A 21531-nucleotide genomic window follows, 5' to 3' on the forward strand; every position below is an offset into this window, starting at 1 on the left:
GCTACAGGAGCAGGACGCTTGTGAGGGGTCTGTCTGCTCCATCAGTGGACTCGGCCCGCAGTCTGTCACAGTGTAGCGGTACTCAGGCGTGGCCCTGTTCTTTTGCCCCCTCGCGGATTTTCTTCGACCGCTTGCGGACGCGTGAGACGTATCGTTCAATTTTCTCCGGTTTCTCGCGGTAAAACGACGCCGCCCAGTGGACATCGACGCCCGCTTGGGTGAGAAAGTAGGCGACCAGCGTATCACGGCCAGCCTGTATGACTGTCGGTGGCACGCCGCGCTCGCCGGTCCCGGCCTCTTGGAAGCCGTTCACATCGAAGTACACATCAGCGTATAGCGTTGCCATCTCGGGGTCATCGAACTCGACGCCCTCGTGGTCTGGGGCCTCGAACCGATAGCGTGTGTCACCCTCGCCTGTCGGTCGTTCGGCGATGCGTATGTCGAGGATGTACTCACGATAGGTCGAACTGTCCATCGGTGCAACAGTGGTGTCTGATTGTGGCATGGATAGGTTGGTCTGGTGCTACGGTTGTCGGCTCGTTCTAGCTGCGAGCGCCGCCACCGCAGCGAGTGCGGCGATGGCCAGCGCTATTGGGAGTGGCCCGTTCGCGCTAGTCGTCGACCGGTCGCCGCTATCCGTTGTGGTACCTGCGGCGTTTGCGGTGCCCGCTGACTCGGCTGTGGACTCGCTGGCGGGTGAGGATGCGTCGCTCACAGCGGTCGCTGTCTCCGTCGATGCGCTCGGAGAGACTGCGACCGCCGTCGGCTCGGTCGCAGGTTCGACCACGCCGCCGCCGTCCGCGTCGACCTGACTCGACGCGACGGTCACCTGTGTCTCGCCGCCGGCGACACCGGTGAGTTGGACCGTCGCGAGCGTCACGTCGCTCGCGCCGGGTTCTATCTGCCCGTCGAGGTCAGCCGCCTCAAGCGTGACTGTCTCACCGTCTGAACTAATGACAGGGTCAGTCGTGAGGCCGAGGCGGTCGGGGTAGCTTGCGTTCTCAAATCGGGCGACTGCGGGGTCATCGACGGAGAGTTTGAGCTGGTAGCCGGCCAGTCCGTCCGGTGCGCTGGTGAGAACGACCGGCACGGCCATCGTTTCACCGGCAGCGACGGAGCCGGTCTCGATGCTGATTGCTGGCGTACTCTGCCCTGCAGCGAGCGCGGGGACCGTCCCCGCGAGGAGGACGAGCGCGACGAGCGCGAGCGGGGTGCCAGCGGTTCTGACGCAACCGCGTATCGAAAGGGGGCTGTCGTCTGTCATTGTGTTCCTGTATGGAAAGATGAGAGGGGGTCGGTTGCGGCCGTCAGTTGACCTCTTCGTAGAGCGCCGTCACATCCGCGAAGTCGAGTTTGCCGTTCTCATTGAAGTCGTACGCGCCGGTGTTCAGCTGCACGCTGTCGGAGTCCATATTCGAGAACAGCACCTGCACATCCTCGTAGTCGAGACGGCCGTTGCCGTTGAGGTCCTCGAAGTGACCGTCGCCGTCGGGGTCGGTCGGCGCGGCGTCGCCGACGACCGTCTGCGGGCCACCCACAACGATGCCGTTTCGAGCTTCTGCCTCGATGGCGTTCCCGTTTTCGTCATCCATCTGCTCGATGGAGACAGTCAGGTCGGTCGTGCCGCCGCCGTTGGCGCGGACATCGAGCGTTGCGAGCGACACATCCCTCGCGCCGGACTGGACGTTCGTGTTGACATCGGCCACGCGAATCGTCGCCGACGAGCCGTCATCGCTGACGGAACTCTCGGTGAGTCCGAGTGCGTCGGGGAATGAGACGCCGGTGATAGACGCGATTTCGGGGTTCGAGACGCTGACGGTGAGCCGAGCGCCGGAGAAGCCAGCAGGGAGCGACGAGGCAGTCAGCGAGACGGTACCCGTCGACCCACTCCCGACCGCGGCGGAGTTGGCGCTGACGGTGACGGTCGGCTGGTAGACATAGAGCCCGTCGTTCGGGTACGAGCGCGCGGGGCCGCCGAAGCCGTCCTCACAGCAGAGGACGCGACCATCACGCATCGTGTAGACGTTGTCGATGTTCCGGAGTGCGTCGTTTGCGTCTTCTGGCTCGTCGGTGAAGTCGGGGCCGGTGATGACCGGTTCGAGCGTCGAGACGTTGTAATCCGATTCCAGCACACCGCGATAGACGACGCCGCCGTCGACGCGGTCCATCTGGATGTCGCCCTCGTCGTTTGCGAGGTCGTCGTTGAACTCCGAAATGCCGAAGTAGATGAAATCGCCGGGCTGTGAGTTATCCACGGTGTCGACACCCTCGGCCTTGTTGAACTCGATGGTCGCACCGATCTCCTTGGCGGCTGCGCGGGTCTCAAGGAACGGAACGCGACGGAGTTCTTCGTCGACGCCGTCGGGACCGTTGGCCTCGTACTGTTCGGCCCACTCGACGATGTCCTCGTTCGTGATGTAACTCTGATTGCCGCTTGCGCTCTGGAGGACTGTAAGGTCGGCTTCTCTGACCGCGTCGGACACCGAGACGTCCGTCCCGATTTCGTCCACACTGTATTCGGTGTGCTCCGTGATGTAGTCGGCCTGCGTGACGTCGTCGTACTCCGCGATCCACTCGGCAGCCTCGCCGTTCGTGGCGTGACCGAGCTCCATCCATTCGATTTCCAGCGGAGTCTGTGCGGGAGAGTTACGTTGACCGGCTTCGGCGGCGTTGGCCGCGTCGTTGGTAATCTTTGGCGCGTACAGCGTGCCTGCGATGTCGTCGGTGTTGTCGTACTCCGGAATTGGCTCGTCGGCGACGAACTTGTAGATGCCCTTGCTATCGCCGTCCGAACAGCCGTAGACAGTCCGCTGGTCGCCTTGGATATCGGGTGCTTCCCAGGCGGCCCGACCCATGACGTAGTACTTCATCGGACTCGGCGTCTCGGCAGCCGGTTCCCGGATGTCGACGAAGTACCCGTAGCGGTACGGGTTCGGGTAGACGTCATCGATTAGCGTCATATCGTTCCCGTCCTCAGTCTGGTCGACCGTGTCCGCACCGAGGTAGTACGCCGCCTTCTCGACACCGGCCTGAGACCAGTAGCCCTGAATAGTGAACTCTTCCTCAATGTCACCGGCCTCAACGTAGTCACCGAGTGCCTCCCCGATCTCCGACGGATTCGGACGGTTCCAGAACTGACAGCCACCGATTTTTCCGACACCGGTGCCGGACTCCACGATGTCGCCCACTGTGTGCGTGTATGAGACGCGCGGGTGGCTGTAGTTCTCCTCGGCGGAAATCATCGTCTCCCACGGGCTGAGGTCACCGTAGCAGTTGACCCACGTCCCGCCGATATCGCGGAACGACTCAGTGTTGACGACGTTGAGTGTCATGTCCGAACCGACATCGGCACTCCACTCACCACTCTCATCCTGACTTATCGGGACTCGCGAGATGCAACCGGGGTAGTTCTCCCAGTTTGTGAACAAATATCCTTCGGTGCCCTCGTCGTCTGTTGCGACGAACTGGTTGCAGTCCGGATTTTGCCCATAGCCACCACTGCTTCCATTGAGCGCAATAAGGTCGACGCCGTCGGGTGTCTGTGGGACACCGAGGCGCTCCTCGCCGCCCTGAATCTCTTCGCGGCCCTGAATAAGGACCTCGTAGTCACCGGCCGCGGACCGGACCTGACGCTGTTTCTCCTCGGTGTCCGGAATTCCCACCTCCGAGAAATCGTCGTTACTCCCGTCGAACTCGAAATTGAAGCCACTGAAATAGCCCACCGCGGCCCGTCCGAACGGTTCGGGGTTCTCTCCTTCCGGGTGCTGGAGGCTGTACAGCAGTGACCCGTCCTCGAAGACGAACGGTCCCGTCACCTCTGCGCCGAACGCCGTCGTCGAGAAGCGTTTGAGACTTCCGGCGACGCTCGGTGCCCCGGGTGTGTCTGTTTCTTCGACCTCTTCCCCACTTGCCACGCCGATGACGCTGGCCCCAAGTGCAGCAGCCACCGACTGTGAAAGTACCTGCCGTCGAGTGAAATCGACCATGCGAGTGAGAGGTAGCAGTGATTATTAAAGCAAGTTTATAATATTTGTATGATGTATTAAGAGAGGTCTTGGTACATCGGATACACACGTACTGCTAATTTTCCAGATGTATAAGAAATAGTACTATTTTTGCGGAATACGTACTGAATAGCTCTGACAACATCCGCTCAGGGACCTGTTGGAGCCCACCTACTTACCAGTAAGTGCTACGGGGAGCTGACACTACCCCCATACCACGATATGTCAGGTTGAAAATTAAACAGGTCGTCGCCGTGGAGCGCGGGACGAACGGCTACATCCCCATGTCGGCGGCCGGGTCGGGGACCGGAAGCACGTTCGGGGACACACCGAGCAGTTCCGCCGCGTGGTCAAGCGCCATGTCGAAGCCATAGTACCGCTCCAGTTCGTCGCCGTCAGCGGTCGGTCGGACCTTCAGCATCGCGTACCCCTCGATGTTCTGTGCGACCGCAGCGCTCCCGCCGTTGCTCTCGAATATCAGTAGCCGTTCCTCGTCGGTCTCTCGGTACGTGGCCGTGATGCCGTCGGCCGACGCCTCGACGGGGAGTTCGGAATCGGTCATCAGCGGTACTATGAACCGGGGGCATGCGAACCTGACGGTCCGTTCGAAATCATAAACGCGAAGCGGACGGCCCGCCACGAACGCCTATGTCGAAGTGGCTCCAGAGTGGTCGCCGACGCGATATGTGTGTCCTGCTGGCCGCCGCCGAAGACGGGGAACTCTCCGGCCAGCGGCTGAAGACACGGCTCGAACGCCGGTATGACACACGGATCGAACCGAAGAGCTTCTACGGTGCGCTTGACGCCCTAGAGTCGGCCGGGTTCGTCAAACACCGCGAGGACGGCATCGCCGACAAGTACTCGCTGACCGACGCCGGCAAGCGACGACTTCGAGCCCAGTTCGAGTGGATGCGTGAGGCGCTCAACGAAGACGGCTGACGCCGCTGACCGTCGACACCTGCTGCATTTCGTTCGCCGGCACTGGTGGATGGGATATTCTTTTGTGAGCTGTCCCACAGCACACAGGTATGTCCCTGTCCCGCGCGCTCCTTCTGGCTGGTCTGGACGCCCTCCCGTTCGCAGCGCTCGCCAGCGTCGCAACGTATGTCTTCGCACGCACAGCTGTTCAGCCGTCGGAAATTGTCGGGATGCTCGCCGGGACCGTCGGCGTGGCGGTACTCCTCGCGCTCGGAACAATCAGTGCGAACTGCTACCGTGCGGACGGAAAGCCGTTTTACTTCACGCGTGCGGTGATCGTCGAAGCGCTCCTCTCGCTTCCCTAATCGAGAAGTTCGCTGGCAATCGTGTTGCGGAGGACCTCGCTGGTCCCTTCGTAAATCTCGTTGAGTTTGGCGTCGCGGTAGAACCGCTCGGCCGGGAAGTCTTTCGTGTAGCCGTAGCCGCCGTGGACCTGAATGCCCTCGTTCGCCACTTCCCGGGACACCTCTGAGGCGTACAGTTTGGCCTGAGCAGCCTCCTTGACAAAGGATTCGCCGGCCATCTTCTTATCGGCTGCCTGGTGCATCAGCAGGCGAGCGGCCTGCGTCTTCGTGTCCATGTCGGCGAGTTTGTGCTGGATGGCCTGAAAGTCGCTGATTGGCTGGTCGAACTGCTCGCGGTCCTGGGCGTATTGTAGCGCCTCGTCCAGCGCCGCCTGAGCGATGCCGACACCGCGGGCCGCAATGGTGATGCGTCCACCATTGAGCGTCTTGAGCGCGTGGACGAATCCGCGGCCTTCCTCTCCGAGCATCCGGTCGGCGGGGATACGCATCTCGTCGAAGCGGAGTTCGGCGGTCGGACAGCCCTTATCGCCGAGTTTGTGCTCGGTCCCTTCGACGATGAAGCCGTCGTCCTCCTCGGGACGGACGATGAACGAGGAGATGCCCTTGTTGCCGGCCTCTGGGTCGGTCTTGGCGAACAGGACAACAGTGTCGGCGACGGAGCCGTTGGAAATCCAGAGCTTGCCGCCGTTGACCAGATAGGCGTCACCGCCGTCAACCGGTTCGGCGGTGGTGTCCATCGCCGGTACGTCACTGCCTGCGCCCGCTTCGGAGAGGGCGAACGCGCCGATTTCCTCACCCGCTGCCAGCGGCGTGAGGTAGGTCTCCTTCTGGGCCTCGTTGCCGAACTCGTAGATCATGTTGCAGGCCAGCGAGATGTGTGCGGCGACGATTGTGCCGAGCCCGCCGCTTCCCCGCGAAATCTCTTCGAGGGCCATGGCGTAGCTGTGATAGTCTAGTTCGGCCCCGCCGTACTCCTCCGGAATCGGCATCCCCATCAGGCCGAGGTCGGCCATCTCGTCAACGAGGTCCCACGGGAACTCGTCGGTTTCGTCGATCTCCGCTGCCCGCGGCTTGACCTCGTCGTCGACGAACTCCGCGACCATGTCCTGTATCTGGCGTTGTTCCTGTGTGGGGCTAAAGTCCATGACAGATTCTAACGCGGGTTGGGTCTTTACTGTTGGCCAACGCGCGGCCCGTTGCCGGGTATCGTATTCGGCCTGCTACTGTCGGCGTTTGTCACCGCAAAGTGGTCAGTCATAATCGTAGAAGCCCTGCCCGGACTTCTTCCCGAGGTCGCCGGCCGCGACTTTCCGTTTGAGCAGGTATGCGGGCTTGTAGCGGTCTCCCAGCTCTTCATACAGCGTTTCAGAGGCGTCGAGAACCACATCAAGACCGATGTGGTCGGCCAGTTCGAGCGGGCCCATCGGGACGTTCGTCCCGAGAGTCAGCCCACGGTCGATGTCGGCCTTGTCGGCGACACCCTCGTCGTACGCGCGAACGCCTTCGTTGATCCAGGGCATCAGCACACGGTTCACCACGAAGCCGGGCTTGTCGTCGGCCTCCCAGGTTTCCTTGCCGATGTCGTGGGCGAACTCCCGCCCCAGCGTCACCGTCTCGTCACTGGTTTTCTCGCCAACGACAAGCTCGACGCCTTTCATGACCGGTACGGGATTCATGAAGTGCAATCCGAGGACCTGTTCGGGTCGATCGGTAACACTAGCGATAGTCGTAATCGAGAGCGTGCTCGTGTTGCTGGCTAGCACTGTGTCCGGCCCACAGACGGCATCGAGATCCTCGAATACAGACTGCTTGATATCCATGTCTTCCGTCACGGCCTCAACGACGAGGTCGGCATCCGCGAGGTCGTCCATCTCGGTAGTTCCAGTGATGCGGGCTGTTGCCGCTTCTGCCTCTTGTTCTGTCACTGTATCCCGCGCAACGAGTGTCTCAAAGCTCGACTGAATCTCCTCAAACCCGGCGGCAACCAGTTCATCTGTCATATCGCGCATGACGACGTTGTAGCCGGCCGTCGCCGCGACCTGCGCGATGCCGTTGCCCATCGTTCCAGCCCCGACGACGCCGACGGTGTCTACTTTTTCGAGATGCATACCGGCGTCTTCGTCGGGTGGTCGTGTAAGTCTGCCGACGGTATCGGACTGTCATAGGACTGGAATTATACCGAGAGAATCTGTCACAGGCTTAGCGGCAAGCACTGCCCCGCGGCTGAATATTCACTCGAAATGTAGTAAATGTCAGCAAAAAGATACTTATGGTGTGCCGGAGAACCAACTGGTGATGAGAAACCCTGCGGGCAGCAGGCTCGGAGAAAATTCGACTGGTCCCCGAATGGCCAGTCTCTGCCCTTACACCTGACAAATGAGTAAGTCACTCGACATTTCGACCACCGAAGCCGAGCAGACAGTCACGGAAGTCATCGACACCATCGTCGCGACGACACCGGACGTCCGCCGCGCTGTTGCCGACTACCGTGGCCAGAGCAACTCCGTCAACCCCACTGGCGACGACCAGCTCGCGGCTGACCTGCGCGCCGACGAACTGTTCGAACAGCGGGTGCTGGGCATCGACGGCGTTGCCTCCTACGCTAGCGAGGAACGCGCGGACGTGAAAACGACAGACGGTCGCCTGCATGTCGCGATGGACCCCCTCGACGGGTCGAGCAACCTCGAACCCAACAGCGGGATGGGGACGATTTTCGGCATCTACAGCGAACAGCCACCGACTGTCGGTACCAATCTCCTCGCCGCCGGGTTCGTCATCTACGGTCCGATCACCTCGATGGTCGTTGCTCGGGACGGCAGCGTCCGCGAGTATATCCTTGAAGACGGCGACAAGCGGGTCGTCGACGACGACGTGACGGTCCCTGAAGACCCCACCGTATTCGGGTTTGGCGGCGGCGTCGACTCTTGGACCGACGAGTTCGAATCCTACGCCGAGGCGGTCCGTCACGAACTGAAACTCCGCTACGGCGGGGCGATGGTCGCGGACATCAATCAGGTACTCACCTACGGCGGCATCTTCTCGTACCCCGCACTTGAATCACGCCCCGAGGGGAAACTCCGGGTCCAGTTCGAGGGCCACCCGATGGCCTACATCCTTGAGTCAGCCGGCGGTCGGTCCTCCGACGGCGACCAGTCGTTACTTGAGATCGAACCCGACGAGCTACACGAGCGGACGCCGCTGTATCTCGGGAACGACGACCTGATCGACCGTCTCGAAGCGAATATCGACTGACGACCCGGCTTCTGTCATTTAGTAGCCGAGATAGATCGCCAGCGCTTTGAGAACGCCGTACAGCCCGACAGCGACGCCCAGTAGCCCACCGAGGACGGTTCCGACGATGCCGTCAGGCCACAGCGAGAGCGGGTTCGGAACGCCGATCGACGGGAGCGCTGGAATCGGGAGACCACCGCTGTCACCCGTCACGTTCCCGACGCGCTGCCCGTCGACCGTTAGCTCGCCGGTCCTGTTTTCCGGAACGGAGCGGGCAAACTCCGTCGTTCGCGTCTCGCCAGCAGGGACGGTGACCGTCCGCGTTGTCAGTATCGAGGTGTTGAGCGCGACGATTACGTTGTGGTCGCCGCTTGCAGTGCCCCGGTTTTCCAGATCGACAGTGATGACGGTCCGGTCGCCGGGACTGAGCGTCGACGGAGCAGCCGTGGCGTTCGTGACCACGATATCTGGTTCTCCGGCGGTCTCTGTTTGTGTCTCGGGTTCAGGCGTCGATGTCTCAGTCGTCTCGGATTCAGATGTCGATGTCCCGTTTGCCGCGGCTTCAGACGTTGCCGTCTCATTTGTCGTCGCTGTCTCCGAATCCGCGTCTGCTGCTGTCACCCGCTCGACTCCGACAACAAACGTTGAGAGACTCGGTGATGTAGCCCGGTACACGATGTGCGATTCGGTCCGGTCGGCGACTTCAGTCGGTAACGGCGTCCATCCGTTGCTGTTCCGGAACAGTGTCACAGCTCCGGGCTCCGCGTCGACCGCCGCAAGTGTGTCGCGGTTCACAGTAAACGGCTCAATTGAATCCGGCGAATTTCGGCGTTTCAGCGTTCAATTGCCTGCTCCACGTTGTAAACGCCGGCTATGAGCGTTATCTCCCGGAACTGGCGGAACCAGTCACGCGCTCGGACGGCGGAGCCGTGCGAGCGCTTGATTGAGGAGTTGACGGACTCGGTCTGTGATCGCTGACCATAGAGCTCGTCGTCTATTCGGGCGTTGTGTGCGTGATCGTAAGGAGCGAAAACACGGTGCTTTATCAGCGGACGAATCCCGGCGTTTCGAAGCTCCTCACGGAAGCTCATGTCATCATAGCCTTTGTCAGCGGCCAAGCTTCGAAGGTCGCCCGCGTTCCGCAGGGCGACCTTCGGGCCGATCTTGGTTTCGTCAGGCCACTTCGTGCTGCAGTGTAAGTCAAGAATTGCTCCCTCAGCTGTATCTACGAGAAACGTCGTCTGGATCGTTTTGGCGGAACGATCAATCCGTCGCAAGTAGTGAGACGATGCCTGCTGACGGTCGAAGTAGGTGGCATCAATTGCGGCGTGACCATTCTGGTCCAGCAGCTCCGCCGACCGGCGGAGCAGCTGTCGCCAGACAGTCATCGATGCCCGTTTGAACGCCTTACACAGCGTCGAAGGCGCGGGAAACTCCCCGCGTTGAAGATTCAATACCGCTCGAACACGTTCCATCTCTTCGGCCCAGTCGATGATTTCCTCGTACTCCGCGCTCATGTGTTCGCGCAGATAGAGCAAGACTGCGTGCTTCCAGCCGGCAAACCCGTTGCCGGCTGGATCACTCAGTTCCATCAGCGCAGCGTCAGTAAGCTTTTGAGCGAGCGAAGCCACTTGCTTCACGAAGCGGAAGAGGGTGTTGTGCATAACATTACTCTCCCGCTTCATACCCGTGATTCTAACGACCTATCCCGGCGCCGTCTGTGGATTCAATTGAGCCCAGTAAACCTAACCAGCACATCCGCAGTTGGAACTGCGCCATTGTCGAGAGCAAACCGGCTGATACCAGTGTGGCCAGTCGCAGTCGCGAACGACGGCGGAGGCTGGCGAGAGCGGATGGTGAGCGTCGCAGATTCGTTGGACGGGAACGACGCCGTGAGTCGTTCCAGTGTTCCGTTCGGGCCGCTGGTGAGTGCACCCACTCGGGGCTGGATCACCTGTGACTGCCCAGTCCCATTCACCGAGACACTTGCGACAGTCGCATTCGGTTGCTGCACGGTCACGTTCCCAACGGTTCCATTCCCCGTCACAGACACGACTCTGGTCACTGTTTCCGTGTTCCCAAATGGATCGGTAGCCGTCACTGCAACCTCGTGACTGCCAGGCGAGGCGAATGCCACGGTGATGTTCTCGCCGCTCAGGATCGTGTCATCACCCACCTGCCACTGGATAGACTCAACACCCTGGCCGTCTGTCGTTTCCGCTGCAGAGAACGCCACCGGTTCGCCAACTGTCGCGTTTCTCGGACCAGTAACGGTGACGTTCGGTCCAGTCCCATCATAGAGGAACGTCTGCTGTCGGGAAAAGGAGTTGTTGTTCCCGTGCCTGTCGGTCACCGACATCAGCAACAGTGAGTACTCACCTTCTTCAGGGAACGTGTATTCCCGGGTGTAGACGGCTGAGTTGCCGGTACGTTCAGTGAAGGCTGAGATATTGAGCGTGTCAAGCGATGCCCCGCCGATGGAGACGCGTAGTTGATCTAATCGTTCATGTGTCTCAACGGTGATTTCGGCGGTCGAACTGTTGACCCGCGTGACATTGAAATCCCTGTACTTCGGTACGACAGCATCCATTCCGGTTGCGGTGACTGTCTCATCCGGGAGTTCGTTGCCTGCCGTATCGGTGATGTTCGCAGTATTGCGGAGGCTGATTGAGACATTGTTTTTGTCTACCTTGCTTTCGAGGGCGAGCGACACACGCGCCCCACTTTTATTCCCCTTCGCTGCACTGATCGACGTGACAGAGACGTTCTCTACCCGACCCGCAGTCAGTGTAAAATCGTCTGCTTGAATCGTGTTCGTGGCTATCGACTCGTCGTCATACAGAGTGACCTCGATGGTCGTGTCGTCGCTCCGCGTCGCGTTGCCCCATTCTGGTGGTTCAGTGTCTTCGGCTACAACGGTGTCTGTCGCAATCGGCATGAGAAGCGGGACCGCGAGAAGCAAAACCAGAAGCGGGAGCCATCGGCGCGGACTCCCGGGTATCAAAGGCGTGACTCGGGAATGACCGATGGCACTCATAGTATCTAGCTATTCAGGCACCCAATATCAATGGTATGCCACCATTATGAGAGGTGATAATCACGCGTGGGGTAGCTACGATGATATGCACTGGGACATCGAACGTGTTGTCGACGGTCAACCCCTTGGGATCGTAGTCGTCGGGAGTATACAGCCCCTACTCCCTCCCTTTCAGTGGTAAACAGTGTGTATTTAATACGGTGGGTGAAAACGGGATAACAGACCACGTGGGGGCGTGGTTGCGGAGGGTGACGTGTTCACAACGGACCGAACGGTCCTGATAGGGACCATCGACGGGTGGTGTAGCGCTCTGCTCGACGAACTTGCGGCCGTCGAGCGAGAACTATGGTTTGTCGTCGCCGTGACGCTCATCGTCGACGTGTGGCTGACACACATCGGCCTCCAGCACGGTCTCCACGAAGGAAACCCCGTGATGCGGGCCGCGATAGAGACGTTTGGAATTGCCGTTCTTGGCCTGACGAAGATCGGCGTTCTCGGGCTGGCAGGGCTGACCCGCCAGTTGCTGAGCGACCAACGTGGTGTCGTCGTGCCGCTCGGGCTGGCGCTCCCGTGGGTGGCGGCCGTCGTGATCAACGCGGCCCTCTTGGTTAGCCTGTAGCCGCTCTGGGATTGCGCTGTCCTCCGACGTTACCTGTTCGTTCGCTGGACCAGTATCCTGCACGTATCGTGTAGCCGTGGGCGATTCAGTCACAGACATTCCGTCTGACCGACTGGTTCCGTCGTGGGTAACTGTTATCTGGAAAATCCCATGGACGGCGGTACCCTTTTCCCCACAGTCTGAGATATTAGCCGTATGTCGCCTGAGGTAAACCCATTTGAGAGTTTACAGGAGCAGATCGACGACGCGTCGGACTATCTCGAATATTCGACCGACGTGCTCGAACGGCTGAAACACCCCGAGCGAGTGCTGGAGACGAACCTCTCCGTAGAGATGGACGACGGCTCCGTCGAGGTGTTTCGGGCCTACCGGTCACAGTTCAACGGTGACAGGGGACCGTACAAGGGCGGGATCCGGTACCATCCACAGGTCACACGCGATGAGGTCAAGGCGCTGTCTGGCTGGATGGTGTACAAGTGCGCTGCGGTCAACATCCCCTACGGCGGCGGGAAAGGCGGTATCGAGATCGACCCGCGCCAGTACTCGGCCAGCGAAATCGAGCGGATAACGCGGTCGTTCGCGAAAGAACTCCGGCAAATCATCGGCGAGGACCGGGACATCCCCGCGCCCGATGTCAACACCGGCCAGCGGGAAATGAACTGGATTAAGGACACCTACGAGACGCTGGAGAACACCACCGAACCCGGCGTCATCACCGGCAAGGCTCCGGAGTCGGGTGGCAGTGCGGGCCGCGTCGAAGCAACTGGCCGGTCCGTGATGCTCACGGCCCGCGAGGCGTTCGACTATCTTGGCAAGGACATCGAGGACGCGACGGTGGCTGTCCAAGGCTACGGGAACGCCGGCTCCGTGGCGGCGAAACTCATCGAGGATCTGGGCGCGAACATCGTCGCCGTATCGGACTCCTCAGGTGCCGTCTACAATCCCGACGGGCTCGGCGCACGCGACGCGAAGGCGTTCAAGAGCGAGACCGGGTCGCTAGCCGGCTACGAGGGCGCGACGGAGGAACTGACCAACGAAGAGCTGCTAACGATGGACGTGGACCTGCTTGTTCCGGCGGCACTCGAAAACGCTATCGACGGCGACCTCGCTCGGGATGTACAGGCCGACATCGTCGTGGAGGCGGCCAACGGCCCGCTGACACCGAACGCGGACGACGTATTCACGGAGCGCGACGTGGCCGTGTTCCCTGATATCCTCGCCAACGCCGGCGGCGTCACGGTGTCGTACTTCGAATGGGTCCAGAACCGCCAGCGGTTCTACTGGTCCGAAGAGCGGGTCAACGACGAACTGGAGACCATCATTACGAACGCGTTTGACGACCTCGTCGAGACTTACGAGGAGACCGGCGCGCCGAACTTCCGGACGGCGATGTACGTCGTCGCTATCCAGCGCGTCGTCGCTGCGGCCGAGGAAGGCGGCATCTGGCCCTGACCGCGTCCCGGAATCAGTCGCGGCTACCGCGGGTGTTTTGCCAGCGCTTCCCCTACTGTGTGTATGGACATTTACGAGCGCCAGGTTCGCGTCGAAGCCCCGCTAGCAGAAGTCTGGAAATTCCACGCGACAGGCGACGGGCTGGTCGCACTGACCCCCGACTGGATGAACATCCGCATCGAGGCGGAGCGGGGACCGGATGGCGAGCCGAACCCCGACGAACTAACCGCCGGGTCGGTCGTCGAATCCTCGATCAAGCCCTTTGGCGTGCCGCCGCGCCAGCAGTGGGTCTCGAACATCGTTGCTCGGGAAGAAGGCGAGGACGAAGCGATGTTCCGCGACGTGATGGAGGAAGGGCCCTTTCCCCACTGGGAGCATACGCACACCTTCCGAGCGTTGAGCGACAGGGAGACGCTCGTCCACGACCACGTCGAGTTTGAACTGCCAGGCGGACCGCTCGGCCGGGCCCTTGGCCCCTTCGGCTGTCTCGGGATGGAACCGATGTTCCGGTATCGCCATCAGCAGACGAAGAAACTACTCGAAGGGTAACTTGGCCTGCCCGCAGACGGCACGGTCCCAACTATGGTATCCGGTGTTTCTTTATCCCCGTGTCGGATACTGCCACAGGATGAGTGGACGTGTCGTTACGATAACTGGTGTGGTCGTGATGTCTCCGCGCCACAGCGGAGCGGAGTGGACGTGACCGAGCCGCGAATCGACCCGCGAATCGGGCTGGTCATCGCAGTCCTTGCGGTCAGTACGAGCGCGATTCTCGTCCGCTGGACCGACGCTGCGGCGTCGGTAGCGGCATTCTACCGTGTCCTGTTGACGACCGCGCTGCTGGCCCCGCTGGCGCTGGGTCGGCATCGGTCGGCGTTCGGGCGACTCGCTCGACGGGACGTACTGGCGGCCGGGGCGACGGGCGTCGCGCTCGCAGTGCACTTCGCCGCGTGGTTCGAGAGCCTGGCGTGGACGAGTGTTGCGGCGTCGGTCACGCTGGTCCAGTGCCAGCCGCTGTTCGTCGCCATCGGCGCGTGGGCGCTACTGGACGAGCGTGTCACGCGTGGCACGACGGCGGGCATTCTGGTCGCTATCGGCGGTATCATCGTGATGTCTGTCGGCGAACTGCTCGGAAGCGGGACTGTCGGCCAGCGTCCACTGTACGGCAACGCCTTGGCTCTCGTCGGTGGTGTCATGGCCGCCGGCTACGTGCTCGCCGGACGCTCGCTCCGCCAGCGGTTCCCCCTTATCCCCTACGTGACCGTCGTCTACGGTGTCGCCGCGGTCTGCCTGCTCGTCTTCGTCGTCGCGTCGGGCCACCCTGTGACAGGCTACCCGCCCCGGGAGTGGGCACTGTTCTTCGCGATGGCCGTTGGCCCCGGCGTATTCGGCCACACCGTCCTCAACTGGGCGCTGGCACACGTCGAATCCAGTATGGTCAGTGTCTCACTGCTCGGTGAACCGGTCGGGAGCGCGCTGCTGGCGCTGCTGTTGCTCGCGGAAATACCTGGTCCGTCGACCGTCGCCGGCGGCGCCGTCGTGCTCGTCGGTATCGGCGTTGTTGCTAGAAGCCGGTCGGTCGGAGCAGCGCCAGCGGACTGAAACTGTTCCGGACGGCCTACGCGTGTTTTTCGACGGCTCCGCGGATTTCGGCGGCAGCGAAGTCGTGGTCCGGGCGAATGTTGACGAAATCGAGGAACTCCTCGGCAGCCAACAATTCAGACGTATCGTAATACTGTGCGGCAGCGGAGACAGCAGCCGGTGCACCGATGAGCGGCTCCAGCGCGCCAAGCGCACAGGCCACGTCGTAGGCGCGAGCATCCCTGATAGCCGCCTCGCGGACGCTCGTGGCGTCGATGAAGTACAGGTCACCGTGGGCCACGAGCACGTTCTCACAGCGGAAATCGCCGTGTGCGAGGCCGTCCTTGTGCATCCGGTTGAGGAAGTCAAACACCGTTGGACTGTGTCGCTCGACGGTCTGGGCCGGAAGGTCGTCCAGCGGTTCGAAGTCGGGAATATACTCCAGCACCAGAACCCCCATTCCGTCGTACTCGAAGGCCTCAATTGGTTCGGGAGCGTTAACGCCGATCTCCCGCATCCGCCGGGTCGCCGCCAGTTCGTGTTCCGCCATCTCGTAGGGCGTCCCGAAGTGCTCAAAAAAGCCCTCGGTGCCCGACGAGAACGCGCCGATGTTGCGGCCGGCGGTCAGCAGCGTGTGGACCAGCGAGTTCTGCCCCGTGATGACTTTCACGAACCACTGGTCGTTGACGACCAGCGGGGTCGAGAGCCAGTTGTCCGCCTCCAGAAACGCCACGCGAGCCGCGGGCTCGTCGTACCGCCCTATCACCGCTCGCACCACACCTTCCAGTTGCTCCCAGGGGACTGTTCCACGGAGGAGTCGCCGGAACGCCATTCCCTCTAAGAAACGCCGTGGGCGGTCAAATAGCTTGTGTCTGCCCCCGCGAGGTATTTAATAACACAACACATAGGCTCGGTATGGAGTTCGACGTTCCCGGCGAACACCGGATGATACGGGACTCGGTCCGCACGTTCTGTGAAAACGAGATTCAGCCGATAGCGCAGGACATCGAGGACGAGCACCGGTTTCCGGCAGAGATATTCGAGGAACTCGGCGAGCTGGACGTGATGGGGGTGCCGATCAGCGAGGAATGGGGCGGGCTGGGCGGCGATACGCTGATGTATGCGCTCGTCGCCGAGGAACTCGGGCGCGTTTCCGGAAGCATCGGGCTCTCGTACGTGGCCCATACTTCTCTTGGGGCCAAGCCGATAGAGCTGTTCGGCACGGATGCCCAGAAAGAGCGCTGGCTCACACCACTCGCCTCTGGGGACCAGCTCGGCGGCTGGGCGCTGACAGAGCCGGGCAGCGGAAGCGACGCCAGCGACATGGAGACCATGGCCGAGCGTGACGGCGACGAGTACGTCATCAACGGGACCAAGCAGTTCATCACGAACGCTTCTGTCGCCGGGTCAGTGCTGGTCAAGGCCGTCACCGACCCCGAGGCCGGCTACGATGGCATCTCGACATTCATCGTCGCTCCCGAAGACGACGGCTGGGACGTGACGACCGAGTGGGACAAAATGGGGCTGAACGCCTCGCCGACTTGCGAACTCCAGTTCGACGACTGCCGGGTTCCCGCGGACCGACTGCTCGGCGAGGAAGGCGACGGCTGGGCACAGACCCTGAAGACGCTCAACGGCGGCCGCATCTCCATTGCTGCGCTCTCGACGGGGCTCGCACAGGGGGCGTTTGAGGCCGCGAAGTCCTACGCCACCGAACGAGAACAGTTCGACCGTCCTATCTCGAAGTTCGATGCCGTCCGGGACAAGATCGTCGAGATGGACCGCAAAATCGAGCGCGCTCGCCTGCTGACCCACAAGGCTGCGACGATGTACGACCAGGGCGAAGACGTGACGCGTCTGTCGTCGCTAGCGAAACTCGACGCCAGCGAAATCTGTCGCGAGGTCGCCGAAGACGCCGTTCAGGTGCTTGGCGGCTACGGCTACACGACGGATTTCGCCCCGCAGCGGTTCTACCGGGACGCGAAGCTCATGGAAATCGGCGAGGGAACGAGCGAGATACAGCGGATGGTGCTCGGCCGGGAGCTGGGCCTGTGATACGCCGCACGGCGTTCACGCGTCGACGGGACCTTCGGGGACGATAGTAACGGGCACATCGGCGGCGTCGATGACAGCGACTGCGGCGTCGCCTTCCCGGAGTCTGCCGGCCAGCCCCTTCGGCTCGTGGCCCATGACGATGTGATGCACATCCACGTCAGCCGCGAGTTCGAGCAGTTCGTTGCCGATCCGCGTGCCCGACCGCATTGCTGACCGGCCGACGTGTTCGATAGCGACCGTCGCCACGACGGTGGCGTCGCGGAACCGGTCGCGCATCTCGTCCCGGAGTTGCATGGCTGTGCCATCAGCGGTGTTCTCGTCGACGAGGTGGACGACGTACAGTTCCTCGTCGAGTCCGTCGGCGAGTCGAACTGCCGTATCAATGACTGCCGGCGAGACCGAATCGTTGGCGATAGCCACAAGAATGGTCATACCGGAGACAGGGCCTTCGTGTCCTAATCACTTTCTGCCAGACCAACAGGTTCGCTCACTCAGTTGCCTTCAGATTATGGACGGCGTCGACGTACTCGACGACCTCGGCAGTGGGCTGGATAGCCGAGAGTATCGCGTCGGCGTCCTTGTACGCCATCGGCGCTTCGTCCCGGACGCCTTTGATGACGGACTCCGAGTAGATACCGTCCATCGCTTCGGCGAACTCGTCCATATCGACCTCGCTGTGGGCCTGCCGGCGGCTCATCACACGGCCCGCACCGTGTGGCGCTGTCTGGTGGTACTCGTCGTTGCCCTTCCCGCGTGCGATAATCGACCCGTCGGCCATGTTGAACGGGACCAGCAACCGCTGTCCGTCGCGAGCGGGCGTCGCTCCCTTGCGAATAGTGAGGTCACGGAAGTCGATGTAATTGTGAATCGACTGGAAGCGGTCGACGGGGTCGACGCCAAGGGCGTCACAGACGGCATCGCTCATCAGTTCGCGGTTCCAGCGGGCGTACTGCTGGGCGAACAGCATATCGACGAGGTAGCCGTGGGCCTCGCGACCCTCCAGCCAGTCTAAGTCCGTGTTGCGGTCCTCGTCGTCGCTGCTGTGGATGGCGTCCTGAACCTGTCCTAAGGCGTCGAAGGCGTCCTCGATTTCCTTGCCGTCCAGTTCGCGGCGGAGGCGGTCCTTCCGGATGTAGGATTCGCCCATCCCGCCAGTGACCCAGGCGTAGAGGTCGCGGGATTCGACTGTATCGGGGTCGAATTTCAGGTACTCGACGTACTCTTCGGGAAGCTGGTCGCGGATCTCGCCGATTGTTCGGCGGTCCGTCGCTGTCGACTGCCAGTACTCGGCGACGGACTTACCTAGATACCGGGAACCGCTGTGGATGACCAGCCAGTAGTCACCCGACTCGCGGGCCTGGCCGAACTCGACGAAGTGGTTCCCGCCGCCCAGCGTCCCCGCGCTCTTGATGATGTACCCCATGCCCTGGCGCTGGTCAGCCAGAACGCGGTCACACAGCGACTCGAAGTACTCTCCGTCGTAGCCGTTGAAGTCGAACTCGACGGGGTCGATGTGTTCGCCGAACCGCTCGGCGTAGGCCGTGTCGAACTGCTCGAAGATGCGGTTGGCCCGCTCGAACGGGAACGCTTCGACGAAGTGGACCGCATCGTCGTAGTCGTGGACCGACCGCCCCATCGGGACCGCCTCGCGGACGCGTCGCTCGCGCTCAGCGTCTTCTAGCGGGAGTTGCGGGCCAAGGTTCGTCGCGGCCATTCCACACCCCACGTCGACGCCGACGATGTTCGGCACGACGCGCTCGCTCAACGGCATCGTAAAGCCGATAGGTGCGCCGGCCCCCCAGTGCGTGTCCGGCATGATTCGAACCGGCTCAGTGAACGCCGGATGGTCGATGAGCGTCTCGATCTGCTCCCGACACCCGCTCTCGACGAGCGATTCGTCGTTGACCATCACCCGTGCTGTGGTGTGTTCGCCCGTCAGTTCGAGTACCATTGGTGTCGTACCGTAGTTGCATGGAGGGTTTGAACCTCACGGTGGCCCGTGGGTGGCTCTCATCCCCGCGAAAGCTCCTAAAACCCACAGCCGAACAGGGCCCGATACACCCAACCGCTGAAATCTGCCTTCTCAGCCGCTGAGATGGGTTTCACTCTGTGGGAACACCCTCTCCCTTATATGCCACCGTGGTGCGGAACTCCATATGTGAGGTGACACAGATGTCCTATCAAGCGGCGAACCCCCTGGCAGACGACTTCGAGCTCGAGCTCGGCGGGGCCTGGACCGCATACTGGCTGGCGTTCCTGCGTGTCGTAACCGGCTGGTGGTTCTTCCACGCAGGCGTAACGAAGCTCATCGAAGACGGGCTGGCCTACAGCTACGGGCCGATGTATCTCAAGCAGATGACTGGCACGGCACTCGGTCCGATCCCCGTGCTGATGGGCGAACACTTGGGCTGGCTCATTCAGGCGATGGTTCCGCTGGGCGAGACGCTCATCGGGCTGGGACTGATGGTCGGCGCGCTAGTCAGGCTCGCCTCCGTGTTCGGGGCCTTCTTCATGTCCCTGTTCTGGATCGGCAACGCGGAGTTCGGCCACGGGCTGGTCAACAGCGACTTCATGGGCCTGCTGCTGTTCATGACGATGATCGTGCTGGCCACCGGTCGCTACTACGGCCTCGACGCGATCATCGAGAAGACCAAACTGGTCAAACGACACCCGTATGTGTTTACCCTGTGGATTCAACGACCGGTACAGCGCGAGCTCGTGAGATCATCTCGTTGTCCCGAACGACTCGCTTGAGTTCCTCATAGGGATTGCGTCCCTGCTGGCTCCACGTTGCCAGCAGGGAGAAGAGGGTTTCGTGGACGAACATTCCGCGGTCGTTCCGGAGTGTCCCGATGATTTTCCGAAGAACGACTGGTTCACGTAGCGCGTTTTCCGCAGCGTTGTTCGTCGGCGAGACCGCTGGCTCACCGACGAAGGTGAGCCAGTGGTCGAGGCCTCCTTCGATCTTCCCGAGTAGTGTTGCCACTGGTCCGTCGGGGACCGACCGCTCAATCAACGATTCGAGTTCTCTCCGCGCGACACGCTGTAATTCTGCCCGCTCGCGCAGTGTCAAGTCGCTCTCCAGCTGAGTCTGGAGAGCGGCATACAACTGTGTGAGCGCTCGGTAGATCGGTTCGCCTTCTTCCTGCTGTTCGGCAGCATCCTCGGCCTCCCGGAGAATGTGCGCCCAACACCGCTGGAGTTTCTTGCTGAAAGCTGGGTACGCTGTCCACCCGTCACAGATAATCGTTCCTGCGAAGTCCTCCCCGAGGACTTCCGCAGGAACATCGTGGCCACGACTTTCCCGGACGGCGTACAGCGTGTGCTTGTCCGTTCGGAACGTCCAGAGCCACGCTTGGTCTCCGTCGCGCTTGATTCCCGTTTCATCAACGTTGACCACGTCGGCCTGTTGAATCTGTCTACGTATCTGCTCGTACTCCGAGCGACCGGCGCGCGCTGCGCGCTCGGTCGCATGCCACGCGGACGCGCCCGAAAGGTCCAATCCGTGGAGTTGGTTGAAACGATCAGCGATCTTTCGGTAGGGAAGCCGGTGATCGTACCGGGAAAGAGCCGCCTGCGCGATGACGTTCACCCCGAACTGCCCCTCATCGGGGCAGTCGGGGTGTGATGCCACCGTCTCGGTTCCGCACGAGTCGCACTCGTAGTAATGGCGGTTGTACTGGGTAGCTTCCACAGGCTGCGGATCAGGAATCTCTTCGACGAGTCGCGGGCTGACGCCCTCCGACTCATCGAACTGCTCACCACAGTCAGGGCAACAGTCACACGTGACTTCGACCACCTCATCTGGATCGGGTGCAGACCGCCACTCGGGATTATGGCCGGATTTTCGACCCGGTGTCCCGCCGTCAGTACGAGGTTCTTCGTCGTCCTCGTCGGATGAAGACGAGGACGACTCCTCAGAGTCAGATTGTTTCTGACTGGAGGGGGTGTGCGGTCCTTCGTGCCAGCGAAGTTTGGCTCTGAGCCGCTTGTTCTCTTCGCGGAGGTGTTGATTCTCCTGTTCAAGCTTCTCAACACGATTTTTGAGCGCAAGAAGTTCCTCACGCGAAACCTCAACGCTGTCATCTGAGGAAGTCACGCGACTGCACTCCCCAAAGCAGACGACACGGGATGGTCTCTGTCAGAGAGACCATCCCTCACAATCGCCTTTGTCGCCTGCATTGACCTACTGGCAGGTCAGGGGCAATCTACGAGAGAGTACCGAAATCGTTCTGGGGGTAAACCGATGCCGACACCCGAAACTCAGGT

Annotated in this window: 19 protein-coding genes and 3 pseudogenes; 9 read left to right on the forward strand and 13 right to left on the reverse strand. The window is 61.5% G+C overall.

Annotated elements, in window-relative coordinates:
* Window positions 1–82 precede the first annotated feature (82 nt).
* The 4 genes from BDK61_RS08750 to BDK61_RS08765 all read right to left on the reverse strand — a co-directional run bounded on the left by BDK61_RS08750 (window position 83) and on the right by BDK61_RS08765 (window position 4566).
* On the reverse strand, window positions 83–505 hold the full coding sequence (locus BDK61_RS08750) for a hypothetical protein (protein WP_121303022.1): 423 nt from the start codon (window positions 503–505) through the stop codon (window positions 83–85).
* A gap of 18 nt (window positions 506–523) precedes the next feature.
* Window positions 524–1264, reverse strand: coding sequence for a cell surface protein (locus tag BDK61_RS08755; protein WP_121303023.1), 741 nt, complete (start codon window positions 1262–1264; stop codon window positions 524–526).
* A gap of 43 nt (window positions 1265–1307) precedes the next feature.
* Window positions 1308–3986, reverse strand: coding sequence for an alkaline phosphatase PhoX (locus BDK61_RS08760; protein ID WP_121303024.1), 2679 nt, complete (start codon window positions 3984–3986; stop codon window positions 1308–1310).
* A gap of 292 nt (window positions 3987–4278) precedes the next feature.
* A complete protein-coding gene (locus BDK61_RS08765; protein ID WP_011223220.1) occupies window positions 4279–4566 on the reverse strand; it encodes a DUF7111 family protein in 288 nt (95 codons plus the stop codon).
* 86 nt (window positions 4567–4652) lie between these two features.
* Between BDK61_RS08765 and BDK61_RS08770 the strand changes: the two genes are divergently transcribed.
* Window positions 4653–4943, forward strand: a complete 291-nt coding sequence (locus tag BDK61_RS08770) for a PadR family transcriptional regulator (RefSeq protein ID WP_121303025.1) — start codon at window positions 4653–4655, stop codon at window positions 4941–4943.
* Between the two features lie 89 nt (window positions 4944–5032).
* Window positions 5033–5287 (forward strand): hypothetical protein, encoded by a 255-nt coding sequence (locus BDK61_RS08775; protein ID WP_121303026.1) that lies wholly within the window; start codon window positions 5033–5035, stop codon window positions 5285–5287.
* Here BDK61_RS08775 and BDK61_RS08780 read toward each other — a convergent pair.
* Both BDK61_RS08780 and BDK61_RS08785 read right to left on the reverse strand, forming a co-directional pair.
* A complete protein-coding gene (locus tag BDK61_RS08780; RefSeq protein WP_007187807.1) occupies window positions 5284–6432 on the reverse strand; it encodes an acyl-CoA dehydrogenase in 1149 nt (382 codons plus the stop codon). The two genes, BDK61_RS08775 and BDK61_RS08780, sit on opposite strands and share 4 nt — an antisense overlap.
* Window positions 6433–6537: 105 nt before the next feature.
* Window positions 6538–7395: a 3-hydroxyacyl-CoA dehydrogenase family protein gene (locus BDK61_RS08785; RefSeq protein ID WP_004961648.1), complete on the reverse strand. Its 858-nt coding sequence runs from the start codon at window positions 7393–7395 to the stop codon at window positions 6538–6540.
* Window positions 7396–7663: 268 nt separating this feature from the next.
* Here BDK61_RS08785 and BDK61_RS08790 point away from each other — a divergent pair, with 268 nt between their 5' ends.
* The gene (locus BDK61_RS08790; protein WP_004961643.1) at window positions 7664–8539 is read left to right on the forward strand and encodes a class 1 fructose-bisphosphatase; all 876 of its coding nucleotides are present in this window, start codon (window positions 7664–7666) and stop codon (window positions 8537–8539) included.
* Window positions 8540–8557: 18 nt separating this feature from the next.
* Here the strand turns inward: BDK61_RS08790 and BDK61_RS08795 are convergent.
* From BDK61_RS08795 to BDK61_RS08805, 3 genes and pseudogenes are all read right to left on the reverse strand, one after another.
* A pseudogene (locus BDK61_RS08795) lies at window positions 8558–9334 on the reverse strand (PKD domain-containing protein); the annotation flags it as partial.
* 17 nt (window positions 9335–9351) lie between these two features.
* Complete coding sequence (locus tag BDK61_RS08800; RefSeq protein ID WP_121303027.1) at window positions 9352–10203, reverse strand: IS5-like element ISHma10 family transposase; 852 nt, start codon at window positions 10201–10203, stop codon at window positions 9352–9354.
* A 41-nt stretch (window positions 10204–10244) separates the two neighbouring features.
* Window positions 10245–11555, reverse strand: a complete 1311-nt coding sequence (locus tag BDK61_RS08805) for a PKD domain-containing protein (RefSeq protein ID WP_244209741.1) — start codon at window positions 11553–11555, stop codon at window positions 10245–10247.
* A 235-nt stretch (window positions 11556–11790) separates the two neighbouring features.
* Between BDK61_RS08805 and BDK61_RS08810 the strand changes: the two genes are divergently transcribed.
* From BDK61_RS08810 to BDK61_RS08825, 4 genes are all read left to right on the forward strand, one after another.
* Entirely contained in the window at window positions 11791–12174 is a 384-nt protein-coding gene (locus BDK61_RS08810) for a DUF5658 family protein (RefSeq protein WP_004961637.1), read from the forward strand.
* A gap of 195 nt (window positions 12175–12369) precedes the next feature.
* A complete protein-coding gene (locus BDK61_RS08815; RefSeq protein ID WP_004961632.1) occupies window positions 12370–13626 on the forward strand; it encodes a Glu/Leu/Phe/Val family dehydrogenase in 1257 nt (418 codons plus the stop codon).
* A 63-nt stretch (window positions 13627–13689) separates the two neighbouring features.
* Window positions 13690–14175, forward strand: a complete 486-nt coding sequence (locus BDK61_RS08820) for an SRPBCC family protein (RefSeq protein ID WP_004961629.1) — start codon at window positions 13690–13692, stop codon at window positions 14173–14175.
* 144 nt (window positions 14176–14319) lie between these two features.
* Complete coding sequence (locus BDK61_RS08825) at window positions 14320–15228, forward strand: DMT family transporter (RefSeq protein ID WP_004961626.1); 909 nt, start codon at window positions 14320–14322, stop codon at window positions 15226–15228.
* A gap of 16 nt (window positions 15229–15244) precedes the next feature.
* Here BDK61_RS08825 and BDK61_RS08830 read toward each other — a convergent pair whose 3' ends face one another.
* Window positions 15245–16039 (reverse strand): RIO1 family regulatory kinase/ATPase domain-containing protein, encoded by a 795-nt coding sequence (locus BDK61_RS08830; protein ID WP_121303028.1) that lies wholly within the window; start codon window positions 16037–16039, stop codon window positions 15245–15247.
* Window positions 16040–16122: 83 nt separating this feature from the next.
* Between BDK61_RS08830 and BDK61_RS08835 the strand changes: the two genes are divergently transcribed.
* Window positions 16123–17262, forward strand: a complete 1140-nt coding sequence (locus BDK61_RS08835) for an acyl-CoA dehydrogenase family protein (protein WP_007187813.1) — start codon at window positions 16123–16125, stop codon at window positions 17260–17262.
* A 15-nt stretch (window positions 17263–17277) separates the two neighbouring features.
* Here BDK61_RS08835 and BDK61_RS08840 read toward each other — a convergent pair whose 3' ends face one another.
* Together BDK61_RS08840 and BDK61_RS08845 are read right to left on the reverse strand one after the other, a co-directional pair.
* Window positions 17278–17694, reverse strand: coding sequence for a universal stress protein (locus BDK61_RS08840; RefSeq protein ID WP_004961619.1), 417 nt, complete (start codon window positions 17692–17694; stop codon window positions 17278–17280).
* Window positions 17695–17749: 55 nt separating this feature from the next.
* Complete coding sequence (locus BDK61_RS08845) at window positions 17750–19213, reverse strand: RtcB family protein (RefSeq protein ID WP_121303029.1); 1464 nt, start codon at window positions 19211–19213, stop codon at window positions 17750–17752.
* 221 nt (window positions 19214–19434) lie between these two features.
* Here BDK61_RS08845 and BDK61_RS08850 point away from each other — a divergent pair.
* Window positions 19435–19935 (forward strand): annotated as a pseudogene (locus BDK61_RS08850) (DoxX family membrane protein); the annotation flags it as partial.
* A gap of 7 nt (window positions 19936–19942) precedes the next feature.
* Here BDK61_RS08850 and tnpC read toward each other — a convergent pair.
* Window positions 19943–21416 (reverse strand): annotated as a pseudogene (gene tnpC / locus BDK61_RS08855) (IS66 family transposase).
* Window positions 21417–21531: the final 115 nt, after the last annotated feature.

Origin of the sequence: Haloarcula quadrata (genome assembly GCF_003634715.1) — an archaeon.
Taxonomy (GTDB): Archaea; Halobacteriota; Halobacteria; order Halobacteriales; family Haloarculaceae; genus Haloarcula; species Haloarcula marismortui.

What these genes read in the sequence shown, in the direction of transcription:
- BDK61_RS08750 (WP_121303022.1), bottom strand. Translation starts at nt 505, where the DNA reads ATGCCACAATCAGACACCACTGTTGCACCGATGGACAGTTCGACCTAT.
- BDK61_RS08755 (WP_121303023.1), bottom strand. Translation starts at nt 1,264, where the DNA reads ATGACAGACGACAGCCCCCTTTCGATACGCGGTTGCGTCAGAACCGCT.
- BDK61_RS08760 (WP_121303024.1), bottom strand. Translation starts at nt 3,986, where the DNA reads ATGGTCGATTTCACTCGACGGCAGGTACTTTCACAGTCGGTGGCTGCT.
- BDK61_RS08765 (WP_011223220.1), bottom strand. Translation starts at nt 4,566, where the DNA reads ATGACCGATTCCGAACTCCCCGTCGAGGCGTCGGCCGACGGCATCACG.
- BDK61_RS08770 (WP_121303025.1), top strand. Translation starts at nt 4,653, where the DNA reads ATGTCGAAGTGGCTCCAGAGTGGTCGCCGACGCGATATGTGTGTCCTG.
- BDK61_RS08775 (WP_121303026.1), top strand. Translation starts at nt 5,033, where the DNA reads ATGTCCCTGTCCCGCGCGCTCCTTCTGGCTGGTCTGGACGCCCTCCCG.
- BDK61_RS08780 (WP_007187807.1), bottom strand. Translation starts at nt 6,432, where the DNA reads ATGGACTTTAGCCCCACACAGGAACAACGCCAGATACAGGACATGGTC.
- BDK61_RS08785 (WP_004961648.1), bottom strand. Translation starts at nt 7,395, where the DNA reads ATGCATCTCGAAAAAGTAGACACCGTCGGCGTCGTCGGGGCTGGAACG.
- BDK61_RS08790 (WP_004961643.1), top strand. Translation starts at nt 7,664, where the DNA reads ATGAGTAAGTCACTCGACATTTCGACCACCGAAGCCGAGCAGACAGTC.
- BDK61_RS08800 (WP_121303027.1), bottom strand. Translation starts at nt 10,203, where the DNA reads ATGAAGCGGGAGAGTAATGTTATGCACAACACCCTCTTCCGCTTCGTG.
- BDK61_RS08805 (WP_244209741.1), bottom strand. Translation starts at nt 11,555, where the DNA reads ATGAGTGCCATCGGTCATTCCCGAGTCACGCCTTTGATACCCGGGAGT.
- BDK61_RS08815 (WP_004961632.1), top strand. Translation starts at nt 12,370, where the DNA reads ATGTCGCCTGAGGTAAACCCATTTGAGAGTTTACAGGAGCAGATCGAC.
- BDK61_RS08820 (WP_004961629.1), top strand. Translation starts at nt 13,690, where the DNA reads ATGGACATTTACGAGCGCCAGGTTCGCGTCGAAGCCCCGCTAGCAGAA.
- BDK61_RS08830 (WP_121303028.1), bottom strand. Translation starts at nt 16,039, where the DNA reads ATGGCGTTCCGGCGACTCCTCCGTGGAACAGTCCCCTGGGAGCAACTG.
- BDK61_RS08835 (WP_007187813.1), top strand. Translation starts at nt 16,123, where the DNA reads ATGGAGTTCGACGTTCCCGGCGAACACCGGATGATACGGGACTCGGTC.
- BDK61_RS08840 (WP_004961619.1), bottom strand. Translation starts at nt 17,694, where the DNA reads ATGACCATTCTTGTGGCTATCGCCAACGATTCGGTCTCGCCGGCAGTC.
- BDK61_RS08845 (WP_121303029.1), bottom strand. Translation starts at nt 19,213, where the DNA reads ATGGTACTCGAACTGACGGGCGAACACACCACAGCACGGGTGATGGTC.